The sequence below is a fragment of the Phycicoccus sp. Soil802 genome (genome assembly GCF_001429605.1).
GTDB lineage: Bacteria > Actinomycetota > Actinomycetes > Actinomycetales > Dermatophilaceae > Pedococcus.
On the sequence record NZ_LMSS01000006.1, the window covers coordinates 276,735 to 296,575 of the forward strand.

General features: G+C 71.2%; 19 protein-coding genes. 7 read left to right on the forward strand and 12 right to left on the reverse strand.

Going from position 1 to position 19,841, the window contains the following annotated elements; translation table 11 throughout:
• Positions 1-105: 105 nt before the first annotated feature.
• Positions 106-1,008, forward strand: coding sequence for a GNAT family N-acetyltransferase (locus ASG91_RS15350; protein WP_056923507.1), 903 nt, complete (start codon positions 106-108; stop codon positions 1,006-1,008).
• 60 nt (positions 1,009-1,068) lie between these two features.
• Entirely contained in the window at positions 1,069-3,039 is a 1,971-nt protein-coding gene (locus ASG91_RS15355; protein WP_056923508.1) for an acyl-CoA dehydrogenase family protein, read from the forward strand.
• Positions 3,040-3,106: 67 nt separating this feature from the next.
• Here ASG91_RS15355 and ASG91_RS15360 read toward each other — a convergent pair whose 3' ends face one another.
• The 7 genes from ASG91_RS15360 to ASG91_RS15390 form a co-directional block, all read right to left on the reverse strand.
• The gene (locus ASG91_RS15360) at positions 3,107-4,141 is read right to left on the reverse strand and encodes an aspartate-semialdehyde dehydrogenase (RefSeq protein ID WP_056923509.1); all 1,035 of its coding nucleotides are present in this window, start codon (positions 4,139-4,141) and stop codon (positions 3,107-3,109) included.
• Positions 4,142-4,185: 44 nt separating this feature from the next.
• Entirely contained in the window at positions 4,186-5,925 is a 1,740-nt protein-coding gene (locus ASG91_RS15365) for a BCCT family transporter (RefSeq protein WP_056923793.1), read from the reverse strand.
• Positions 5,926-6,242: 317 nt separating this feature from the next.
• On the reverse strand, positions 6,243-7,220 hold the full coding sequence (gene era, locus ASG91_RS15370; protein WP_056923510.1) for a GTPase Era: 978 nt from the start codon (positions 7,218-7,220) through the stop codon (positions 6,243-6,245).
• Positions 7,217-8,551, reverse strand: coding sequence for a hemolysin family protein (locus tag ASG91_RS15375; RefSeq protein WP_056923511.1), 1,335 nt, complete (start codon positions 8,549-8,551; stop codon positions 7,217-7,219). The genes era and ASG91_RS15375 overlap by 4 nt, the downstream gene beginning before the upstream one ends.
• 10 nt (positions 8,552-8,561) lie before the next feature.
• Positions 8,562-9,029 carry an rRNA maturation RNase YbeY gene (gene ybeY / locus ASG91_RS15380; RefSeq protein ID WP_056923512.1) on the reverse strand — a complete coding sequence of 156 codons (468 nt, stop codon included), beginning with the start codon at positions 9,027-9,029 and terminating at the stop codon, positions 8,562-8,564.
• Positions 9,007-9,999 carry a PhoH family protein gene (locus tag ASG91_RS15385; RefSeq protein ID WP_235545724.1) on the reverse strand — a complete coding sequence of 331 codons (993 nt, stop codon included), beginning with the start codon at positions 9,997-9,999 and terminating at the stop codon, positions 9,007-9,009. Before ASG91_RS15385 ends, ybeY begins: the two co-directional genes overlap by 23 nt.
• A 129-nt stretch (positions 10,000-10,128) precedes the next feature.
• The gene (locus tag ASG91_RS15390; RefSeq protein WP_235545682.1) at positions 10,129-10,500 is read right to left on the reverse strand and encodes a histidine triad nucleotide-binding protein; all 372 of its coding nucleotides are present in this window, start codon (positions 10,498-10,500) and stop codon (positions 10,129-10,131) included.
• Positions 10,501-10,610: 110 nt separating this feature from the next.
• Between ASG91_RS15390 and ASG91_RS15395 the strand changes: the two genes are divergently transcribed.
• A complete protein-coding gene (locus ASG91_RS15395; protein ID WP_235545684.1) occupies positions 10,611-11,162 on the forward strand; it encodes a SigE family RNA polymerase sigma factor in 552 nt (183 codons plus the stop codon).
• Positions 11,159-12,283, forward strand: a complete 1,125-nt coding sequence (locus ASG91_RS15400; protein ID WP_082594222.1) for a Gmad2 immunoglobulin-like domain-containing protein — start codon at positions 11,159-11,161, stop codon at positions 12,281-12,283. The genes ASG91_RS15395 and ASG91_RS15400 overlap by 4 nt, the downstream gene beginning before the upstream one ends.
• A 6-nt stretch (positions 12,284-12,289) precedes the next feature.
• Here ASG91_RS15400 and ASG91_RS15405 read toward each other — a convergent pair whose 3' ends face one another.
• The 3 genes from ASG91_RS15405 to hrcA all read right to left on the reverse strand — a co-directional run bounded on the left by ASG91_RS15405 (position 12,290) and on the right by hrcA (position 15,376).
• On the reverse strand, positions 12,290-13,033 hold the full coding sequence (locus ASG91_RS15405) for a 16S rRNA (uracil(1498)-N(3))-methyltransferase (protein ID WP_056923517.1): 744 nt from the start codon (positions 13,031-13,033) through the stop codon (positions 12,290-12,292).
• Between the two features lie 12 nt (positions 13,034-13,045).
• Complete coding sequence (dnaJ, locus tag ASG91_RS15410) at positions 13,046-14,170, reverse strand: molecular chaperone DnaJ (protein ID WP_056923518.1); 1,125 nt, start codon at positions 14,168-14,170, stop codon at positions 13,046-13,048.
• Positions 14,171-14,344: 174 nt separating this feature from the next.
• A complete protein-coding gene (gene hrcA / locus ASG91_RS15415; RefSeq protein ID WP_056923519.1) occupies positions 14,345-15,376 on the reverse strand; it encodes a heat-inducible transcriptional repressor HrcA in 1,032 nt (343 codons plus the stop codon).
• Between the two features lie 130 nt (positions 15,377-15,506).
• Between hrcA and ASG91_RS15420 the strand changes: the two genes are divergently transcribed.
• Positions 15,507-16,382, forward strand: a complete 876-nt coding sequence (locus ASG91_RS15420) for a DUF3097 domain-containing protein (RefSeq protein ID WP_056923520.1) — start codon at positions 15,507-15,509, stop codon at positions 16,380-16,382.
• A gap of 151 nt (positions 16,383-16,533) precedes the next feature.
• Positions 16,534-16,974 (forward strand): DUF4870 domain-containing protein, encoded by a 441-nt coding sequence (locus tag ASG91_RS15425; RefSeq protein ID WP_056923521.1) that lies wholly within the window; start codon positions 16,534-16,536, stop codon positions 16,972-16,974.
• A gap of 32 nt (positions 16,975-17,006) precedes the next feature.
• On the opposite strand, the gene hemW is transcribed toward ASG91_RS15425, so the two are convergent.
• A complete protein-coding gene (gene hemW / locus ASG91_RS15430) occupies positions 17,007-18,233 on the reverse strand; it encodes a radical SAM family heme chaperone HemW (protein WP_056923522.1) in 1,227 nt (408 codons plus the stop codon).
• A 267-nt stretch (positions 18,234-18,500) separates the two neighbouring features.
• Here hemW and ASG91_RS15435 point away from each other — a divergent pair, with 267 nt between their 5' ends.
• Positions 18,501-19,289, forward strand: coding sequence for a tyrosine-protein phosphatase (locus ASG91_RS15435; RefSeq protein WP_157606379.1), 789 nt, complete (start codon positions 18,501-18,503; stop codon positions 19,287-19,289).
• A 50-nt stretch (positions 19,290-19,339) separates the two neighbouring features.
• Here ASG91_RS15435 and ASG91_RS15440 read toward each other — a convergent pair whose 3' ends face one another.
• Positions 19,340-19,810 carry a hotdog fold domain-containing protein gene (locus ASG91_RS15440; RefSeq protein ID WP_056923523.1) on the reverse strand — a complete coding sequence of 157 codons (471 nt, stop codon included), beginning with the start codon at positions 19,808-19,810 and terminating at the stop codon, positions 19,340-19,342.
• Positions 19,811-19,841 lie beyond the last annotated feature (31 nt).

Here is a 19,841-nt window from a genome sequence, read left to right on the forward strand (position 1 = left end):
ACAGATGTGAGAGGACTCTTTCGAGAGGACTCTCTCACAATATCCGGCGGATGTCACCGCGGAAAACCACGTGCGTGCGGACCCGTCCCCCGGCACGATTCCGCCATGGACCTTCCCGACGGGCTGGTGGCCCGCCCCCTGTCCCCGCCCGACGCCCGCGCCGTCTTCGAGATCGTCGCCGCCGCCGAGACCCACGACGTGGGCGAGGCCGCCATCGAGGTCGAGGACATCGAGGGCGACTGGGCCCGCGGCAGCTTCGACCTCGCGACCGAGGCCATCGGGGTGTGGGACGGTGACCGGCTGGTGGCCTCCGGCGAGGTCTTCAAGGGCCGTCGCGCCGACGCCTCCGTGCACCCCGACTACCGCGGGCGCGGCGTCGGCACCTGGCTGGCCGACTGGCTGGAGGACTGCGCCCGCGAGCGCGGCTCGAAGCTGGTCGGGCAGACCGTGCCGGGCGACACCGACCCCGAGGCGTTCTTCAAGGCGCGCGGCTACCGCGAGGGCTGGACGTCGTGGGTGCTGCAGGTGCCGGCGGACCGCCCGATCGAGCCGCAGCCGTTGCCCGAGGGCTACACGCTCCGGGAGTTCGCGGGTCCCGCCGACGGCCGGGTCGCCTTCCAGCTGATCGAGGACGCGTTCAACGAGTGGCCGGACCGCGACCCCTCGACCTTCGAGGACTGGGCACCCCGCGGCCCCCTGCGGCCGGGCTTCGAGCCGTGGCAGATCCGGTTCGTGGTCGACCCGCAGGGCACGGAGGTCGGGGTCTGCTACACGATCCACGCCGGGGCCACCGGCTACGTCGACGCCATCGCGGTGCGCAGCGACCAGCGTGGTCGGGGGTTGGCCAGGGCCCTGCTCGTGGACGCGTTCGAGCGCGCGCGGGACCACGGCGCCACGGTCAGCGAGCTCTCCACCGACTCACGCACCGGCGCCCTGGGGCTGTACGAGCACGTGGGCATGCAGGTCACCCAGACCTGGCGGCACTGGATGACCGACCTCGAGCCCTGACCTGCGCGCGGTGGTCGCCATGCCTACTCGGGAGTAGCGTGAGGCCAGGGAGGCGATCACATGAGCAGTGACGTCGAGCAGGACCGACCGACCCCGGCCAGCGGCACCGATGCCACCGAGCGCGAGTCGCGGGCCGTGGCCGAGGCGGCCCGCGAGTCGGACTGGAGCCGTCCGAGCTTCGCCAAGGGGCTCTACCTCGGGCACTTCGACCTCGACCTCGTGCACCCGCACCCCCGGGCCACGCCCGAGGACCAGGCCCGCGGCGAGGAGTTCCTGGTCCGGCTGCGCGAGGTGTGCGAGGGCATCGACGGCGCCCAGATCGAGCGCGACGCGCTGATCCCCGACGACGTCCTGGCGAGGCTCGCCGACATCGGCGCGTTCGGGATGAAGATCCCCCGGGAGTACGGCGGGCTCGGCCTCACCATGTCCGCCTACGGCCAGGCCCTCATGCTGGTCGGTTCCGCGCACCCGAGCCTGGGCGCCCTGCTCTCGGCACACCAGTCGATCGGGGTCCCCGAACCGGTCAAGCTCGTCGGCACGCCCGAGCAGAAGCAGGCCTTCCTCCCCCGCTGCGCCGCAGGCGCGATCTCGGCGTTCCTCCTGACCGAGCCCGACGTCGGCTCGGACCCGGCCCGGATGGGCAGCACCGCGACCCCCACCGAGGACGGCACGGCATACCTGCTCGACGGGGTGAAGCTGTGGACCACCAACGGCGTCGTCGCCGAGCTCCTCGTCGTGATGGCGCGCGTGCCCGAGCACGACGGGAACGGTGACCACCAACAGAAAGGCGGCATCACCGCGTTCGTCGTGGAGGGCAAGGCCGAGGGCATCACCGTCGAGCGGCGCAACTCCTTCATGGGGCTGAAGGGCATCGAGAACGGCCTCACCAGGTTCCACCAGGTGCGGGTGCCGGCCGAGAACCGCCTGGGCAAGGAGGGCGACGGCCTCAAGATCGCGCTGACCACCCTCAACGCGGGCCGGCTCTCCATCCCCGCGATGTGTGCCGCGGCCGGCAAGTGGGCGCTGAAGATCTCGCGCGAGTGGTCGGCCGAGCGGGTGCAGTGGGGCCGACCGGTCGGTGAGCACGGTGCGGTGGCCGGGAAGATCGCCTTCATCGCGGCGACGACGTACGGCCTCGAGTCGGTGCTCGAGCTCTCGGCCCAGCTCGCCGACGCGGGCAGCAAGGACATCCGGATCGAGGCGGCGCTGGCCAAGCTCTGGGCGTCGGAGATGGCGTGGCAGATCGCCGACGAGCTCGTGCAGGTGCGCGGTGGGCGTGGCTACGAGACGGCCGAGTCGCTCCGGGCCCGCGGTGAGCGCGCCGTCCCGGCCGAGCAGATGATGCGCGACCTGCGGATCAACCGGATCTTCGAGGGCTCCACCGAGATCATGCACCTCCTCATCGCGCGCGAGGCGGTCGACGCCCACCTCAAGGCCGCCGGTGCCCTGGCCGACAAGGACGCCTCACTGGAGGCCAAGGCCCGCGCCGCCGCGGGCGCCAGCGGCTTCTACGCCAAGTGGCTCCCCCAGCTCGTCGTCGGCAAGGGGGCCGCACCCACCTCGTATGCCGAGTTCGGCGCCTTGGCCACGCACCTGCGGTTCGTGGAGCGGTCCAGTCGCAAGCTCGCCCGGCAGACCTTCTACGGGATGTCGCGCTGGCAGGCGAAGATGGAGTACCGCCAGGCGTTCCTCGGTCGGGTGGTCGACATCGGGGCCGAGCTGTTCGCGATCGCGGCCGCCTGCAGCCGCGCCGAGATGCTGCGTACCGACGACGAGGCGCGCGGCCGCTCGGCCTACCAGCTCGCCGACGTGTTCTGCCAGCAGAGCCGGTTGCGGGTGGAGCGGCTGTTCACCGACCTGTGGTCCAACAGCGACGACGCCGACACCAGGCTCGCCAAGGGCGTGCTCGCCGGCGACTACACCTGGCTCGAGGAAGGGGTGCTCGACCAGAGCGAGGGCACCGGCCCGTGGATCGCCCCGTGGTCGCCAGGGGCGAGCGAGTCCGAGTCGGTCTGGCGCGCGGTCCGCTAGCTGGCCGTTCGCCGATCTTCGGAAGATCCACCGGGCACTGACCCGGCAGATCTTCCGAACACCGTGCCTAGCGGCGCTTGAGCAGCTCTTCGGCGATCTGCACCGCGTTGAGGGCGGCACCCTTGCGCAGGTTGTCGCCCACGACGAACAGCACCAGGCCCTTGCCCGCAGGCGCGGCCTGGTCGACCCGCACCCGACCGACGTAGACCTCGTCGCGACCGGCCGCCTCGAGCGGGTTGGGCACGTCGGTCACCACGACGCCGGGGGCCTTGGCCAGCAGCTCGAGGGCCCGCTCGGGCGTGATGTCGTCGGCGAACTCGGCGTGGATGGCGAGCGAGTGACCGGTGAAGACCGGCACCCGGACGCAGGTGCCGGACACCAGCAGGTCGGGGATGTGCAGGATCTTGCGCGACTCGTTGCGGAGCTTCTGCTCCTCGTCGGTCTCGAGCGAGCCGTCGTCGACGATGGATCCGGCGAGCGGGATGACGTTGAAGCCCACCGGCACGGCGTAGACGTTCGGGGCCGGGATCTCGACCGCGCGCCCGTCGAGCGCCAGCGCGGCAGGCTCGCCCGCGGCATACCCACCGCGCAGCTGGCCGTCGAGCTCCTGGACGCCCTTGCCCCCGGAGCCGGACACCGCCTGGTAGGACGCGACGGTGAGGCGCACCAGCCCCGCCTCGTCGTGCAACGGCTTGAGGACCGGCATGGCGGCCATGGTCGTGCAGTTGGGGTTCGCGACGATCCCCTTGGGGATGGTGTCGAGGTCGTCGGCGTTGACCTCGCTGACGACCAGCGGCACGTCAGGGTCCTTGCGCCAGGCCGACGAGTTGTCGACCACGACCGCGCCGGCGGCCGCGACCTTGGGCGCCAGCTCCTTCGACGCCGCTCCCCCGTTGGAGAACAGCGCGATGTCGAGGCCGGAGAAGTCAGCCGTGGCCGAGTCCTCGACCGTGACCTCGCCGCCGGCCCACGGGAGCGTCGTGCCGGCTGACCGTGCGGACGCGAAGTAGCGGATCTCGTCGACCGGGAACCCCCGCTCGGCGAGGAGTGCGCGCATGACCGAGCCGACCTGCCCGGTGGCCCCGAAGACACCAATTCTCATGGGACCAAGGATAGGTCGGCCCGGTCGTGCACCGGTTCAGCGGCTCACGATGTGGCAGAACCTGCGCGCTCAAGGGCAGGATCCGCTGGCGTCGTGCTCACGAGGTCGCCCACACCTTCACCGGGAGCGGACTCCTCGAAGGTGAGCGTGAAGTCGTCACCGTGCTCGGTCACGCCGGCCACCACGGCCTGCTCGACCGCCGCCACGGCGTACGCACCGCGGACGATCATCGGGTCGTTGCTGAGGTCCCTGACCAGGGCGATGGCCAGACCGACCATGACGAGCAGGAACGGCAGCGCCGCCACGATCGTGATGTTCTGCAGCCCGGACAACGCGTCCTCGCCCCCGACGAGGAGCATCACCGCTGCCACCGCGCCGGTGGCCGCGCCCCAGAAGACCACGGTCTTGCGGCTCGGCGCGAGCGTCCCGCGCTCGGAGAGGGTGCCCATGACGATGGACGCGGCGTCCGCGCCGGACACGAAGAAGATCGCGACCAGCAGCATCACGACGACCGAGGTGATGGTCGACAGCGGCATGTGGGAGAGCATCGCGAAGAGCGTGCCCTCGGAGGTCCCCGCGCCGGCCACGTCGGTGCCCGTGCGCTGCATCTGGATGCCGGCGCCGCCGAAGATGGCGAACCACACGAGTGACACGACACTCGGCACCAGCAGCACGCCGGTGACGAACTGGCGGATGGTGCGTCCCCGCGAGATGCGGGCGATGAACATGCCGACGAACGGCGTCCAGCTGACCCACCAGGCCCAGTAGAAGATCGTCCAGCCCGACAGCCACTCCTTCATGGCGTCCCCACCGGCGGCGTCCGTGCGGGCCGACATCATCGCGAGGTCCTGGAAGTAGGAGCCCACTGCGGTGGGGATGAGGTTGAGGATGAACACGGTCGGGCCGACGACGAAGACGAAGACCGCCAGCGCGAGGGCCAGCACCATGTTGATGTTGGACAGCCACTGGATGCCCTTGGCGACACCCGAGACGGCCGAGAGGATGAAGCAGACCGTCAGCACGGCGATGATCGCGACGAGCAGCATGTTGCCCGCCTTGCCGAGCCCGGCGACGATCTCGAAGCCGGAGCCGATCTGCAGCGCGCCGAGGCCCAGCGAGGCCGCAGAGCCGAACAGCGTGGCGAAGATCGCGAGCATGTCGATGACGCGGCCGGCCGGTCCGTTGGTCCGCTGCTCCCCGAGCAGTGGCGCGAACGCCGAGCTGATCAGCAGCGAGCGGCCCTTGCGGAAGACGCCGTAGGCGATGGCCAGCCCGACCAGCGCGTAGATGGCCCACGGGTGCAGGGTCCAGTGGAACAACGTCGTGGCCATGGCGTTCTGCACGGCCTCGGGGTTGCCGGCCGCACCGGTGCCGGGCGGCGGCGTCACGAAGTGCGAGAGCGGCTCGGAGACGCCGTAGAACATCAGGCCGATCCCCATGCCCGCCGAGAACATCATCGCGATCCACGAGACCGTCTTGAACTCCGGCTGCTCGTCGTCGCGGCCCAGCGGAATCCGTCCGTACTTGCTGGCGGCGAGCCAGATGACGAAGAAGACACAGCCCGACGCCACCAGGGAGAAGAGCCAGCCCATGTTGTGGACGACCCAGCCGAGGCCGGCGCCCGAGGCCGAGCTGAGGGTGTCCGTGCTGAGGAAGCCCCAGAGCACGAACGCGACCGCGATGGCAGCCGTGACCCCGAAGACGATGGTGTCGATCTTGCGTGGTTCGTTCGCCTGGTGCTCCACCACGACGGGGTCGAGGGCGGGGTGTTGGGTGTCGGGCAGGTGCTCGAGGGCATCGTGCTCGCCCGAGGCCTCAGCCGGTGCGGCCGGGCCGGTGTTCGTCAGTGTGCTCACAGGGTGTTGGCGCGTGCGGGCGCCGCTCCTTCGGTTCTCGTCAGTTGCGTATCAAACTCGGGTACAGGTCAAAACCGTTGCAACTCAATACCATTGCAACCGACCGCCTACCCTGTCGAGAACGAGCGCCGATCTCAAGTCGCGACGCGGAAGTCAACGACGTACGTCACCGAACCCGTTGTCCCCCAACGGATCAGGGTATGCCGTGAGCCTCACCACACGAGTCCGAAAGCCCCGCGGGCTGGTCAGAAACCCAGCCGCTGCAGCTGCTTGGGGTCGCGCTGCCAGTCCTTGGCGATCTTCACGTGCAGGTCGAGGTAGACCTTCTGGCCGAGCAGCTTCTCGATGCCGATCCGGGCGTTCGTGCCGACCTCACGCAGCCTCGACCCGCCGCGACCGATGATGATCGCCTTCTGCGACGAGCGCTCGACGAACACGTTGACGCGGATGTCGAGCAGCGGCTTGTGCTCGGGTCGGTCGGGCCGCTGCACCATCTCCTCGACCACGACGGCGAGGGAGTGCGGCAGCTCGTCGCGGACCCCCTCGAGCGCCGCTTCGCGGACCAGCTCGGCGATCATCACGACGTCGGGCTCGTCGGTCAGCTGCCCCTCGGGGTAGAGCGGACCGGGGGACGTGGGGAGGTAGGTCGACAGGACCTGCGCGACGTCCTGCACCTGGCGGCCGTCGACGGCCGAGCAGGGCACGATGGCGTCCCAGTTGCCGAGCTGGTCGATGGCGATGAGGTGCTCGGCCAGCCGCTCCCGGTCGACGGTGTCGATCTTCGTCGCGATGGCGACGACCGGGCGACGCCGGTCCTGCTGGATCTCCTTGAGCTCGCGGGCGATGAACCCGTCACCGGGCCCGATCCGCTGGTCCGCCGGCAGGCAGAAGCCGATGACGTCCACCTCGAGCAGGGTCTCGCGCACGACGTCGTTGAGCCGCTCCCCCAACAAGGTGCGGGGCTTGTGCAGACCCGGGGTGTCGACCAGCACCAGCTGCGACGTCGGCGTCGTGACGATGCCGCGGATGGTGTGCCGGGTGGTCTGCGGCTTCGACGAGGTGATCGCGACCTTCTGCCCGACCAGGGCGTTGGTCAGCGTGGACTTCCCCGCGTTGGGCCGACCGACCAGGCAGGCGAAGCCGGCCACGTACGGGGGTCGCGCCGGCGCGGACGCCGTCTCGGCGGCATACCCATCGGTCGGACCCGAACCACTCGCAGTCATGACACTCCCTCGCGCTCGGGCTCCACCGTAGTGCGCTCGGGGGCGTCGTCGGTCGCCGCGTGGCCGCCATCCGGGTCGGCCACCGCGACTGGCTCGACGATGACGCTGGCGATGCGGTGCCGCCGACCGGCCATCCGCTCGGCGGTCAGCGAGAGCCCACCGACCTCGCACCTGGACCCGACGATGGGGACCCGGCCGATGGCCTTGCCGATCAGGCCACCGACGGTGTCGACCTCCTCCTCCTCGATGTCGACGCCGAAGAGGTCGGCCAGGTCGTCGATGTCCATCGTCGCGGGGACGCGGAAGGTGCCGTCGCCGAGGTCCTCGACCCCGGGCGCCTCGCGGTCGTACTCGTCGGCGATCTCGCCCACGATCTCCTCGATGATGTCCTCGATCGTCACGAGCCCGGCCGTGCCGCCGTACTCGTCGACGACGACGGCGAAGTGGCTCTGGTCGCGCTGCATCTCGCGCAGGAGGTCGTCGACCGGCTTGCTCTCCGGCACGTAGTGCATGGGGCGCATCTGGGCCGTGACCGGCAGCGTGCCGGCCTCGTGGTCGGCGTTGACCCGGCGTACGACGTCCTTGAAGTAGAGCAGCCCCAGGATGTCGTCGGAGCCGTCACCCACGACGGGGATCCGCGAGAAGCCCGACCGCAGGAACAGCGACATCGCCGAACGCAGCGACTTCTCGCCGTCGATGGTCACCATGTCGGTGCGGGGCACCATCACCTCGCGCGCCACGGTGTCGCCGAGCTCGAAGACGGAGTGGATCATCTCCCGCTCGCCCGCCTCGATGACGGAGCTCTCCCCCGCGAGGTCGACCAGGTCGCGGAGCTCGGACTCGCTCTGGAACGGGCCGTCGCGGTAGCCGCGTCCCGGCGTCACCGCGTTGCCCAGCGCAATCAGCACCCGGGCCACCGGGCCGAGGAAGGTGCGCAACCCGACGATGAGCGGAGAGGCGAGCAGCGCCACCGAGTCGGAGTGCTGCCGGCCCAGCGTGCGTGGTGAGACGCCCACGACGACGAACGAGACGAGCGCCATCACGCCGATGGCGACCAGCAGCCGCCTCCAGAAGCCGTCGACGAGGTTGATCGCGCCGAGGGTGATGAGGACGGCGGTGGTCGACTCCGCGACGATGCGCAGGAACGCCGTCACCGACAGGTATGCCGCGCTGTCGCCGACGATGCGGTTGAGGGCCACGGCGCCCGGTCGCCTCTCCTCGAGCAGCTCCTGGGCGCGCACCCGCGACATCCGCCAGAGGGCGGCCTCGGCGGCGGAGAGCAGGAAGGCCGCGCCGACGCTGACGAGGGCGGCGAAGACGAGTCCGGTCATGACGACACCATCACGGGGTGGGACGCCCGCGACCCGCAAGGAAGGTCAGCAGCAGCTGACGCTGGAGCTCGAACATCTCGCGCTCCTCCTCGGGTTCCGCGTGGTCGTACCCGAGCAGGTGCAGGATCCCGTGCGTGGTCAGCAGCAGGAGCTCCTCCTCGGTCGCGTGACCGGCGTCGGAGGCCTGCTTGGCCGCCACGGACGGGCACAGCACGATGTCGCCGAGGACACCCTCCTCGGGCTCCTCGCCCTCGCGGCCCGGCCGCAGCTCGTCCATCGGGAAGCTCATCACGTCGGTGGGGCCGGGCAGGTCCATCCACTGCACGTGGAGCACCTCCATCGCGGCCTCGTCGACCAGCCGCAGACACAGGTCTGCTCCGGGGTGGACCCGCATCTCGCCCATGACGTAGCGGCTCAGCGCCACCAGCTCGAGCTCGTCGAGCTGGTAGTCGGTCTCATTGAGAACGTCGACGCTCACGCGGCCCTCGACCTTCCGAGCCGGAGACGCGCGGCCGGGACTGCTGGCCACCCGCCTGGTGGTCGTCCCACCGGCCGTACGCGTCGACGATCGCGCCCACGAGACGGTGCCGGACGACGTCCTGCGGCGTCAGCACCGAGAAGTGGATGTCGTCGACGTCGGCGAGGATGTCGCGGACCACGCGCAGGCCCGACTTGGTGCCCTCCGGCAGGTCGACCTGCGTGATGTCACCCGTGACCACCATCTTCGAGCCGAACCCGAGCCGGGTGAGGAACATCTTCATCTGCTCGGGCGAGGTGTTCTGGGCCTCGTCGAGGATGATGAACGCGTCGTTCAGGGAGCGGCCACGCATGTAGGCCAGCGGCGCGACCTCGATGGTGCCGGCGGCCATCAGCCGCGGGATCGACTCGGGGTCGACCATGTCGTGCAGCGCGTCGTAGAGCGGCCGCAGGTAGGGGTCGATCTTGTCGTTCAGCGTGCCGGGCAGGAAGCCGAGGCGCTCCCCGGCCTCCACGGCCGGGCGGGTGAGGATGATCCGGTTGACCTGCTTGGCCTGCAGCGCGGCGACCGCCTTGGCCATCGCGAGGTAGGTCTTGCCGGTGCCGGCCGGTCCGATCCCGAAGACGATCGTGTGGGCGTCGATGGCGTCGACGTAGTGCTTCTGGTTCAGCGTCTTGGGCCGGATGGTCCGACCGCGGTTGCTCACGATGTTCATCGTCAGGACGTCGGCGGGACGCTCGGTGGTCTGCGCGCGCAGCATGCTGATCGAGCGCTCGACCGCGTCGCGGTTGAGCGGCTGGCCGCCGTCGATCACCAGGAGCAGCTCGTCGATCGTGCGCTCGGCCAGGGCCACCTCGGCGCTCGGGCCGGACAAGTGGAACTCGTTGCCGCGGACGTGGATCTCCAGCTGCGGGAAGGCCCGCTCCATCGTGCGCAGGAGCTCGTCCCGCGGGCCGAGGAGCGTCACCATCTGCACCTGCGGCGGGATCTCGACGGTGTGGATGGGCACCGGGAGAGCACCCTCGGGCGCGCCCCCCAATGTTTTCTGATGAGTCGGATGGTCAGGATCTGGCATGGTCCGTCCAGTCTACGGTGCGCCTCAACCAGGTGGCCACGTCATTGACCGCCCGCCGAGCACGTGGACGTGGGCATGGAACACCGACTGCTGGGCGCCGGCACCGGTGTTGAAGACGGTGCGGTAGCCGCTGGTCGCGACGCCCTCCTGCTCGGCGACGGCCCGCACGGCGTCCAGCACGGCCACCGCGTCCTGCGGTCGCTCGGTCGCGAGCCCGCCGACATCGGCGACGTGGTGTCGCGGGATGACCAGCACGTGCGTCGGGGCCTGCGGGTCGAGGTCGCGGAACGCCAGGGTCGCCTCGTCCTCGCGCACGACCGTGGCCGGGATGTCACCCGCGACGATCTTGCAGAACAAGCAGTCCGGGTCGGTGCGCCGCATCGTCGAAGTCTCCACGCACCCGAGCCTACCCAGGCAGGTATTCCTCCAATGGGGTGAGAAACCTGCGATCGGCGCGTCAACCGGCGGGTGGGGGTGCGCGTCTAGGTGGCGTGAGACTGTTGAGTGTGGCTGAGCGCGACCGGGGTGGTGAGGTGCGGCCGAGTGCCGACGAAGCCATCACCGAGCTGTATGCCGCGCACTGGACCGGACTGGTGCGGCTGGCCTGGTTGCTGCTGCGCGACGACCTCGCGGCGGAGGAGGTCGTCCAGGACGCCTTCATCGCGGTGCACCGCCGGTGGGACACCATCCGCGACCACCAGGCCGCTTCCGCTTACCTGCGGCGTGCGGTGGTCAACGGAGCCCGCTCCGGCCTGCGCCACCGTGGCGTCGAGGAGCGCTACGTGACGCGCGAGCAGCAGGGCGGCCCCACGGCATACGCCCGGCACACCGAGGCGAGCGCCGAGGACCACGCACTCCAGTCCGAGAGCACCACCACGATGATCGGCGCGCTGGGACGACTCCCCCAGCGCCAGAGAGAGGTCCTGACCATGCGCTACTACCTCGACCTCAGCGAGGCCGAGATCGCCGATGCGCTCGGCATCTCCGCGGGCTCGGTCAAGGCCCACGCGCACCGCGGGCTCGCGACCCTGCGCGACCGGATGGAGGCGGCGTCATGAGCGATCGCATGGACTTCCTGCACCCCGACTACGAGCCGGGCGAGTTCGACCAGGTGGAGCGCCGGCTGCGCCAGGCGCTCGTCCGCGACGCCGCGCAGGTGCGCCCGTCCAACCGGCTCGACACGATCCTGCACGAGGCCCACGAGCTGGGGCCGGTGACCGCCACGGGTGGCTCGGGTGCGCGGCGCTGGCTGATGCCGCTGGCGGCTGCGGCGGCCGTGGCCGCCATCATCGGTGGCGTCTGGTGGTCCGGCCAGGACGACCGGTCCGGTGTCACGCCGCCGGCCACCAACGCCCCCTCGCTCTCGCAGACGCCCTCGACCGCGCCCACGACCAGCTCGCCCACCACGAGCGGCCCGGTGGCGACCGAGTCGGTCACCCTCCCGGTCTACTTCGTCGGACCGGTCGGTGGTGCCGACGACAAGTACAAGCTGTTCCGCGAGTTCGTCCGGCAGGACCTCCCGGTCGGAGCCACTCCGGCCGAGAAGGCGAAGGCTGCCCTGGTGCTCGCCATCAACGCGCAGCCCTACAGCAACACCGATGGCTACCTCCAGCCCTGGTCGGGGCAGACCATCGGCGACGTGACGGTGGCTGACGGTGCCATCACCGTGCACCTCGCCAACGCCGGTGTGCCGGAGGCCGTGGTCGGCGACGAGAACAAGCGCCTTGCCGTGCAGGAGCTGGTCTGGACGGCCCAGGCGGCGATTCAGCAGACCCTGCCGGTGCGGTTCGAGGTGTCGGGCGGGGCCACCGAGCTGTTCGGGTCGATCTCGACCGACCAGGACTTCACCCGTCCGCCGTCCGACCGGCTCTACGAGGACGTGGCGCCGATCTGGGTCACCTCACCGACCCGTGACCAGGTGCTGCCGGCCAGCAAGCCGGTCACCGTGAAGGGGCTCGCCATCGTCTTCGAGGCGACCGTCAACTGGCAGCTGGACCGCGGCACCACCACGGTGTCCTCGGGCCACGCGATGGCGTCCATCGGGGCTCCCATGCAGGGCGAGTACTCGTTCTCGCTCGGCCGGCTCGCCGCCGGCGACTACACGATCCGGGTCCGCGAGCTCAGCGCCAAGGACGGCTCGGTCAGCGCGGAGAAGGCAGTGACGTTCACCGTGAAGTAGGCGGGGTCAGCGCCAGCGACCGGCTGCGCTCAGCACCGCGAGCGCGGCTGGTCCGGCGCTGGAGGACCGCAGGACGGTGTGGCCCAGCCGCACCGTCACCGCGCCGGCCGCCTCGAATTCGGCGACCTCCTCGGGCGTGATGCCGCCCTCCGGGCCGACCACGACCAGCACGTCGCCCGTGGCCGGGAGCACCTGGGCGGCGAGGCTCTGGGTCGCGTCCTCGTGCAGCACGTACGCCGCCGCGGCGCCCCCGACCCGGGTCGCGAGCGCCTTGGTGGTGGCCAGCTCCGCGACGACCGGCACGCGCGCGCGCCGCGACTGCTTGGCGGCCGCCACGACCGTGGACTCCCACTTGCGGCGGGCCTTGTCGGCGCGTTCGCCGCGCCACTGGACGATGCTGCGGGACGCCTGCCACGGCACGACCTCGTCCACCCCGAGCTCGGTCGCGGCCTCGATGGCCTGGTCGTCACGGTCGCCCTTGGCCAGGGCCTGCACGAGGACGAAGCGCGGCTGGGCCTCCGGCTCGCGGTCGACCTCGACCACGCTGAGCTCGAGGTCCGCCTTGCCTGCGGCGACGACCGCGCAGGTGAGCCGCAGTCCTGCTCCGTCGGCGAGCAGGACCTGCTCCCCCACGCCGATCCGGCGGACGGTGGCCGCGTGCCGCCCCTCGGGGCCGTCGAGCACGACCCGGCTGCCCGCGGCGGCGCCGGCGACGACGGCGGGGTCGACGAGGAACAGGGGCAGGGTCACGACGGTCGGCCGCTACTTGGCCTTGAACGCGTCGCGGAGCTTGCCGAACAGCCCGGGGTGGGCCGGGGACAGCCGTCCCTCCGGACGCTCCTCGCCACGCAGGGTCGCGAGCTCGCGGAGCAGGGCCTCCTGCTGCTCGTCGAGCCGGGTCGGGGTCTGGACGTTGGCGTGGATGATGAGGTCGCCCCGGCCGGTGCCCCGCAGGTGGGTGACGCCGAGCCCGCGCAGGGTCATCGCGTCGCCCGGCTGGGTGCCCGCCTTGATCTCGAGCTCGTTGGTGCCGTCGAAGGTCTCGAGCTTGACCGTCGTCCCCAGCGCTGCGGCGGTCATCGGGAGCTCGACCGTGCAGTGCAGGTCGTCGCCGCGGCGCTGGAAGGTCTGGTGGGGGCGGACCGCGACCTCGACGTAGAGGTCGCCGGCCGGGCCGCCGCCCTGGCCGACCTCGCCCTCGCCGGCCAGCTGGATGCGGGTGCCGGTGTCGACGCCCGCGGGGACCTTGATGGTGAGCGTGCGGCGGGTGCGGACCCGGCCGTCGCCGGAGCACTCGAAGCAGGGGCTGACCAGCACCTCGCCGTAGCCCTGGCAGGTCGCGCAGGGACGGGTCGTCATGACCTGGCCGAGGAACGAGCGCTGGACCTGCTGGATCTCGCCGCGACCGCCACAGACGTCGCAGGTGCGCCGGGAGGTCCCGGGCTGCGCACCGTCGCCGTGGCACGTGGAGCAGACCACGGCGGTCTCGATGGCGAGCTCCTTCTCGGCCCCGAACACCGCGTCGGCGAGGTCGATGTCGAGCCGGATCAGGGCGTCCTGGCCGCGGCGCTGGCGGGACCGCGGCCCGCGCTGGGCCTGGCCGGCGCCGGCGCCGAAGAAGGCGTCCATGATGTCGCTGAACGAGAAGCCCTGGCCGAAGCCGGCGGCCCCGCCCGCATACGGGTCGGAGCCCATGTCGTAGGACCGGCGCTTCTCGGCGTCGGAGAGCACGTCGTAGGCCTGCGAGACCTTCTTGAACTGCTCCTCGGCCTCGGGGCTGGGGTTGACGTCAGGGTGCAGCGTCCGCGCCTTCTTGCGGTAGGCCCGCTTGATGTCCTCGGGGCTGGCGTCCCTGGACACGCCCAGGTCCTGGTAGTAGTCGTTCAACGAGATGTCCTTGGTGTCAATGGCTCTGAGGTCGGTGGCTCTGAGGTCGGTGGCTCTGAGGTCGGTGGCTCTGAGGTCGGTGGCTCTGAGGTCGGTGGCTCTGGTGTCGATGGCTCCGTGTCGATGGCTCTGGTGTGAGTGGCCCAGTCAGTCGGTGGGGCAGGTGGACGCGCGTCACTGCGCGAGGATCCGGGAGACGTAGGTGGCCACGGCCCGCACCGACGCCATCGTCGTGGGGTAGTCCATCCGGGTGGGTCCGAGCACGCCCAACCCCGCGACGAGCTCCGAGCCCGAGCCGTACTCCGTCGAGACGACGGAGGTGGACTGGAGCCCGGCGAACGGGTTCTCGTGCCCGATCCGCACCGAGACGGCGTCGGAGGTCTCCCTGGCCGTGCCGAGCAGCTTGAGCAGCACGACGTGCTCCTCGAGCGCCTCGAGCACCGGGCCGATGCTGAGCGGGAAGTCGGTGCCGACCCGCGCGAGGTTGGAGGTGCCCGCCAGCACCACCCGTTCCTCGCGCTCCTCGACGAGGGCGTCCTCGAGCGACTGCACGACGGAGCGGACCAGGTCGCGGTCCGCAGGGTCGAACTCGTCGGCCAGGCTGGCGAGTGACGCGGCGGCCTCCACCAGCCGCTGACCGGCCGCCCTCGCGTTGACCTTGGCGCGGACCAGGCCCAGGAGGGCCTCGCCGTCCGAGGCGGACAGGTCGTGGGGGGTCTCGATGACGCGCTGCTCGACCCGGCCGGTGTTGACGATCAGCACGACCATCAACCGGCTCGGGCCCATCGGCACGAACTCGATGTGGCGCACGGTGGACCGGGTGAGCGACGGGTACTGCATCACGGCGACCTGGCGGGTCAGCGAGGCCAGCAGCCGCACCGTCCGGTCGACGACGTCGTCGAGGTCGACCGCCCCCTCCAGGAACTGGGCGATGGCGGCCCGCTCGGCTGGGGTCATCGGCTTGACGGAGCTGAGCCGGTCGACGAACAACCGGTAGCCCGCGTCGGTGGGCACCCGCCCGGCGCTGGTGTGCGGAGCCGCGATCAGCCCCTCCTCCTCCAGCGCGGCCATGTCGTTGCGCACGGTCGCGGCCGAGACCCCCAGCTGGTGGCGGTCGAGCAGCGACTTCGACCCCACCGGCTCGGAGGTCTGGACGTAGTCCTGCACGATCGCGCGCAGCACGGCGAGACGACGTTCCTCGCTCACTCGACACCTCCGTCCGGTCAGGTTGGCACTCACGCTCAGCGAGTGCCAAGTCTACGTGGTTCCCGGGCCGGGACCAGCACGGGCGGCGCGCCCGCGCCGCACAGGCGCGTCCGCGGCATACCCTGCCTCCGTGTCCGACCGCTATGGCTCCGATGTCCTGTCCGGTGACTGGAAGGTCCCCCCGCGGGGTCGCTCCCGCGAGGTCGAGGCCGAGACCGGGCTGGTCGTCGAGGACGTCGAGACCGGCTGGTGCGGCGCCGTGGTCCGCGTCGAGAAGGCCGGTGGCATGCGCGTGGTCCACCTCGAGGACCGGCGCGGCCGCACCAAGGGCTTCCCGATGGGACCGGGCTTCCTGCTCGACGGCGCTCCTGTCGTCCTGACCCCACCGACCGCTGCCGCTCGCGCCCAGCTGGCCGAGGCGCGAGTGGCCGCCGCCCGCACCGCCTCCGGGTCACGGACCGTCGAGGGCGCCCGCGCCAAGGTGGCGAGCGGGTCGCGGATCTTCGTCGAGGGCCGCCACGACGCCGAGCTCGTGGAGAAGGTCTGGGGTGCCGACCTGCGGGTCGAGGGCGTGGTCGTCGAGCTGCTCGACGGCGTCGACGACCTCGTGGGGGCGATCGCCGAGTTCCAGCCCGGGCCGGGGCGCCGCATGGGCGTGCTCGTCGACCACCTGCTGCCCGGCACCAAGGAGCACCGCGTCGTGCAGGCCGCCGCCCAGGGCCGGTATGCCGCGCACGTGCGGGTGCTGGGCCACCCGTACGTCGACGTGTGGCAGAGCGTGCGCCCCGAGCGGCTCGGGCTCGCGGCGTGGCCGGTCATCCCGCGCGGCCAGTCGTGGAAGGACGGCATCTGCGACCACCTCGGCTGGCCGCACGACAGCCAGGCGGACATCGCCCGCGCCTGGAAGCAGATCCTCGGCACGGTCCGCTCCTACGCCGACCTCGAGCCGACCCTGCTCGCCAGCGTGGAGGAGCTGATCGACTTCGTGACGGAGCCCGGTCACTGAGCCGGTCACCGACGCCTTGGGAGGACGACAGGGTCAGGGTCGGCCCTGACGCACCCCTGAACCCGCCCCGAGCGCACCCCGAAAGCCGTTCTCCCCGCGGGCCGGATGCGTTTCACTGGGGGCAGACACCACGCAGACCACGGAGAGAGCCATGAGCGACCAGCCCCAACAGCCGCAGTCCAACATCCCGCCACCGCCGCACCCGCCGCAGCCCCAGCAGCCGCCGCCGGGTTACGGCGTGGCGCCCCAGCCCATGTCGCAGCAGGACGAGAAGACCTGGGCGACCCTGGTGCACCTCGCGCCGTTCCTGGCAGCGGTGGTGGGCATCCCGTTCCTCGGCCCCTTGATCGTCTTCCTGATCTTCAAGGACCGGGGCCCGTTCGTCCGGTTCCACGCGGCGCAGGCCCTCAACTTCCAGATCATCATCACGATCGCGTTCTGGGTCTTCGGGCTGCTGTCGTTCGTGCTGATCGGGATCCCGTTCCTCATCCTCACCGCGATCGCCTGGGTGGTCTTCTCGATCATCGCCGCGATCAAGGCCAACAACGGCGAGTGGTACCGCTACCCGATGACGCCGGAGCTCGTGAAGTAGTCGCCTGGTGAAGTAGCCGCCGCGGGGATCGCTCAGCGCAGGCCGAGGAGTCGTCGCACGACGGTGTCCGTGAGCAGCCGGCCCTGCCTCGTCAGCACCACCCGCTGACGGCGCAGGGCCGCTGTCGCGTCCACCAGCCCGTCGGCGATCAGCCCGGCGACGGCGACCCGTCCCTCGTCGCGGAGGTCACCGATCGGTAGCCCGTCGACGAGTCGCACGGCCAGCAGGACGCGCTCGTCGTAGCGCTGCTCGTCGGTGAGGGTCTCTCGGCCGTGGGCCGGGCTGAGCCCCTCGCCGACCCGTGCGGCATAGGCGTTGGGGTGCTTGACGTTCCACCAGCGCACTCCGCCGACGTGGCTGTGCGCCCCCGGGCCGATCCCCCACCAGTTGCCGTCGGCCCAGTAGCCCTCGTTGTGCCGGCAGCGGGCGTCGTCGCGCAGCGCCCAGTTGCTGACCTCGTACCAGCCGTAGCCGGCCGACGCGAGGTGGTCGTCGGCGATCTCGTACTTGGCGGCCTCGTCGTCGTCCTCGGGCGCGGGCACCTGACCGCGCCGCACCTGGGCGGCGAGCTTGGTGCCGTCCTCGACGACGAGCGCGTAGGCCGAGACGTGGTCCGGCGCGAGCGAGGTGGCGGCGTCGAGGCTGGTGCGCCAGTCGTCCAGCGACTCGCCGGGCGTGCCGTAGATGAGGTCGAGGCTGACCTGGAGCCCTGCGGCGCGCGCGGCCCGCACGGCGCGCTCGACGTTGTCCGGGTCGTGGGTGCGCTCGAGGGTGCGCAGCACGTGGGGCACCGCCGACTGCATGCCCAGCGACACCCTCGTGAAGCCCGCCTCCGCGAGCACCGCGAGCCCTTCGGGCGTCACCGAGTCGGGGTTGGCCTCGGTGGTCACCTCGGCGTCCGGGGCCAGCCCGAAACCCTCGCGGATGCCGTGCAGCATCCGGGCCAGGTCGCCCGCGGCGAGCATCGTCGGGGTCCCGCCACCGACGAACACGGTGTCGACCACGGGGGCGGCACCCAGGACGGTGCGGGCCAGCGCGAGCTCACGCAGGGCCGCGGCGGCGAAGGTCGCCACGCTCGCGCCGTCGACCCCGAGCTCGGTCAGCGTGTAGGTGTTGAAGTCGCAGTAGCCGCAACGCACCGAACAGAACGGGACGTGCAGGTAGAGGCCGAACTGGTGGTGTCCGAGGGTCTCGAGTGACGCCTGCGGCAACCGCCCGTCGGACGGTGCCGGGTCACCGTCGGGCAGCGCGCTGGGCATGGCTCCATCCTCTCAGGCGAGCGCCTGTGGCCCTGACACGGCGTGTCTCGGCGACACGCCGGAATGGGGAGGAAGCGGACCCGAAAACCTCGGGAAATTCTCACCAAACCCCTTGTGGCGATGGGGTTGCTCGACTAGAAATACGCCTACGCACTCGCTTCGGCGAGAGCGGCGATCAGGACCTCGGTCTTGATCGGAGGGCCTCGGAAACTCATACTTTCCGAGGCCCTCACCTATTGTTCGACCTCCCCACGTAGGGTCGAGGCCGTGACCACTCCCCGCTGGATCGAGCTCGACGGCGTCGTCAACATGCGCGACGTGGGCGGCCTGCCGACGATCGACGGCGGCGTCGTGGCCACCGGCCGGCTGCTCCGCTCCGACAACCTCCAGGACCTCAGCGCGGCGGACGTCGAGGCGCTCGAGCAGCTGGGGGTCACCGACGTCGTCGACCTGCGCAGCAATGCGGAGCTGACGCTGGAGGGCCCGGGCCCCCTCCGGGCCCGCGACCTGACGCACCACCACCACTCGCTGTTCCGCGACGACGTCCGCGCGGTCACGGCGCAGGAGGCGTTGGTGCTGCCGTGGTCGACGAAGGACCAGGAGAAGGCCGACGCCCAGCCCCGGCTCGACGACGACTACTGGGCCAGCCACTACCTCGGCTACCTCGCCCACCGGCCCGACTCGGTGAGCGCCGCCCTGGCGGTGGTCGCGCGCAGCACGGGGGCGACCATCGTGCACTGCGCCGCCGGGAAGGACCGCACCGGGACCGTGGTCGGGCTCGCCCTCTCGGTGGCCGGCGTGAGCGATGACGACGTCGTCGCCGACTACGTCGCGACCGGCGAGCGGATCGAGCGGGTGATCGCCCGGCTGCTGGCCCGCCCCGCGTACGGCGAGGCGCTCCGCGACCAGCCGGTCGACCACCACCGCCCCCAGCCCCAGACCATGCGACGGATCCTCGAGGTGCTGGCCGAGCGGCACGGCGGCGCGGCCGGGTGGCTCCGTGCCCAGGGGTGGTCCGACGAGGACGTCGAGACCCTCCGGGCCAGCCTGCGCTAGCGGGCCGGCCGCACGGCATACCGGCACCTGGGCGGTCGGCCAGCCGGGACTCAGCGCGCGGGCTTGTCCGTCACCCAGAGGCGGATGGTGCCCTGCACGACGACGGTGCCGTCCTCACGGGTTCCCTTGACCCGCACCGGGATCTCGACGTCGCCCGGACGCGCCCAGTCGCCCGGGTCGGTCTCGGCCACGCAGGTGATGTCACTCGTCGCCTTGGCGGTGTACTCGACCTCCATGCCCTTCGGGATCCACCGACGGGTGCTCGGGATGGTCGCCTCCGCCAGCGCGCCCATGGCCGCCTCGAGCCCGTTGCAGATCGCGATGACGTGGACCGTGCCGAGGTGGTTCTGCACCCGGTGACGCTTCTTGATGGTCAGCTCGGCGCGGTTGGGGCCGAGCTCGACGAACCGCGGACGAGCGGTGCGGAAGTACGGCGCCGCCTGCTCGAAGACCAGCGAGAACAGCCGCTTGCCCTGCGGGTATGCCGTGAGGCGCCGGTAGAGCGCGTAGGTGTCGACCATGGGACAGACATTACCCGCCGGTAACCTCGCC

Bases quoted from the DNA above. Each gene is read 5' to 3' on its own strand.
- ASG91_RS15350 (WP_056923507.1), top strand. From the start codon at position 106: ATGGACCTTCCCGACGGGCTGGTGGCCCGCCCCCTGTCCCCGCCCGAC.
- ASG91_RS15355 (WP_056923508.1), top strand. From the start codon at position 1,069: ATGAGCAGTGACGTCGAGCAGGACCGACCGACCCCGGCCAGCGGCACC.
- ASG91_RS15360 (WP_056923509.1), bottom strand. From the start codon at position 4,141: ATGAGAATTGGTGTCTTCGGGGCCACCGGGCAGGTCGGCTCGGTCATG.
- era (WP_056923510.1), bottom strand. From the start codon at position 7,220: ATGACTGCGAGTGGTTCGGGTCCGACCGATGGGTATGCCGCCGAGACG.
- ASG91_RS15375 (WP_056923511.1), bottom strand. From the start codon at position 8,551: ATGACCGGACTCGTCTTCGCCGCCCTCGTCAGCGTCGGCGCGGCCTTC.
- ASG91_RS15385 (WP_235545724.1), bottom strand. From the start codon at position 9,999: ATGGTGACGCTCCTCGGCCCGCGGGACGAGCTCCTGCGCACGATGGAG.
- ASG91_RS15400 (WP_082594222.1), top strand. From the start codon at position 11,159: ATGAGCGATCGCATGGACTTCCTGCACCCCGACTACGAGCCGGGCGAG.
- ASG91_RS15425 (WP_056923521.1), top strand. From the start codon at position 16,534: ATGAGCGACCAGCCCCAACAGCCGCAGTCCAACATCCCGCCACCGCCG.
- hemW (WP_056923522.1), bottom strand. From the start codon at position 18,233: ATGCCCAGCGCGCTGCCCGACGGTGACCCGGCACCGTCCGACGGGCGG.
- ASG91_RS15440 (WP_056923523.1), bottom strand. From the start codon at position 19,810: ATGGTCGACACCTACGCGCTCTACCGGCGCCTCACGGCATACCCGCAG.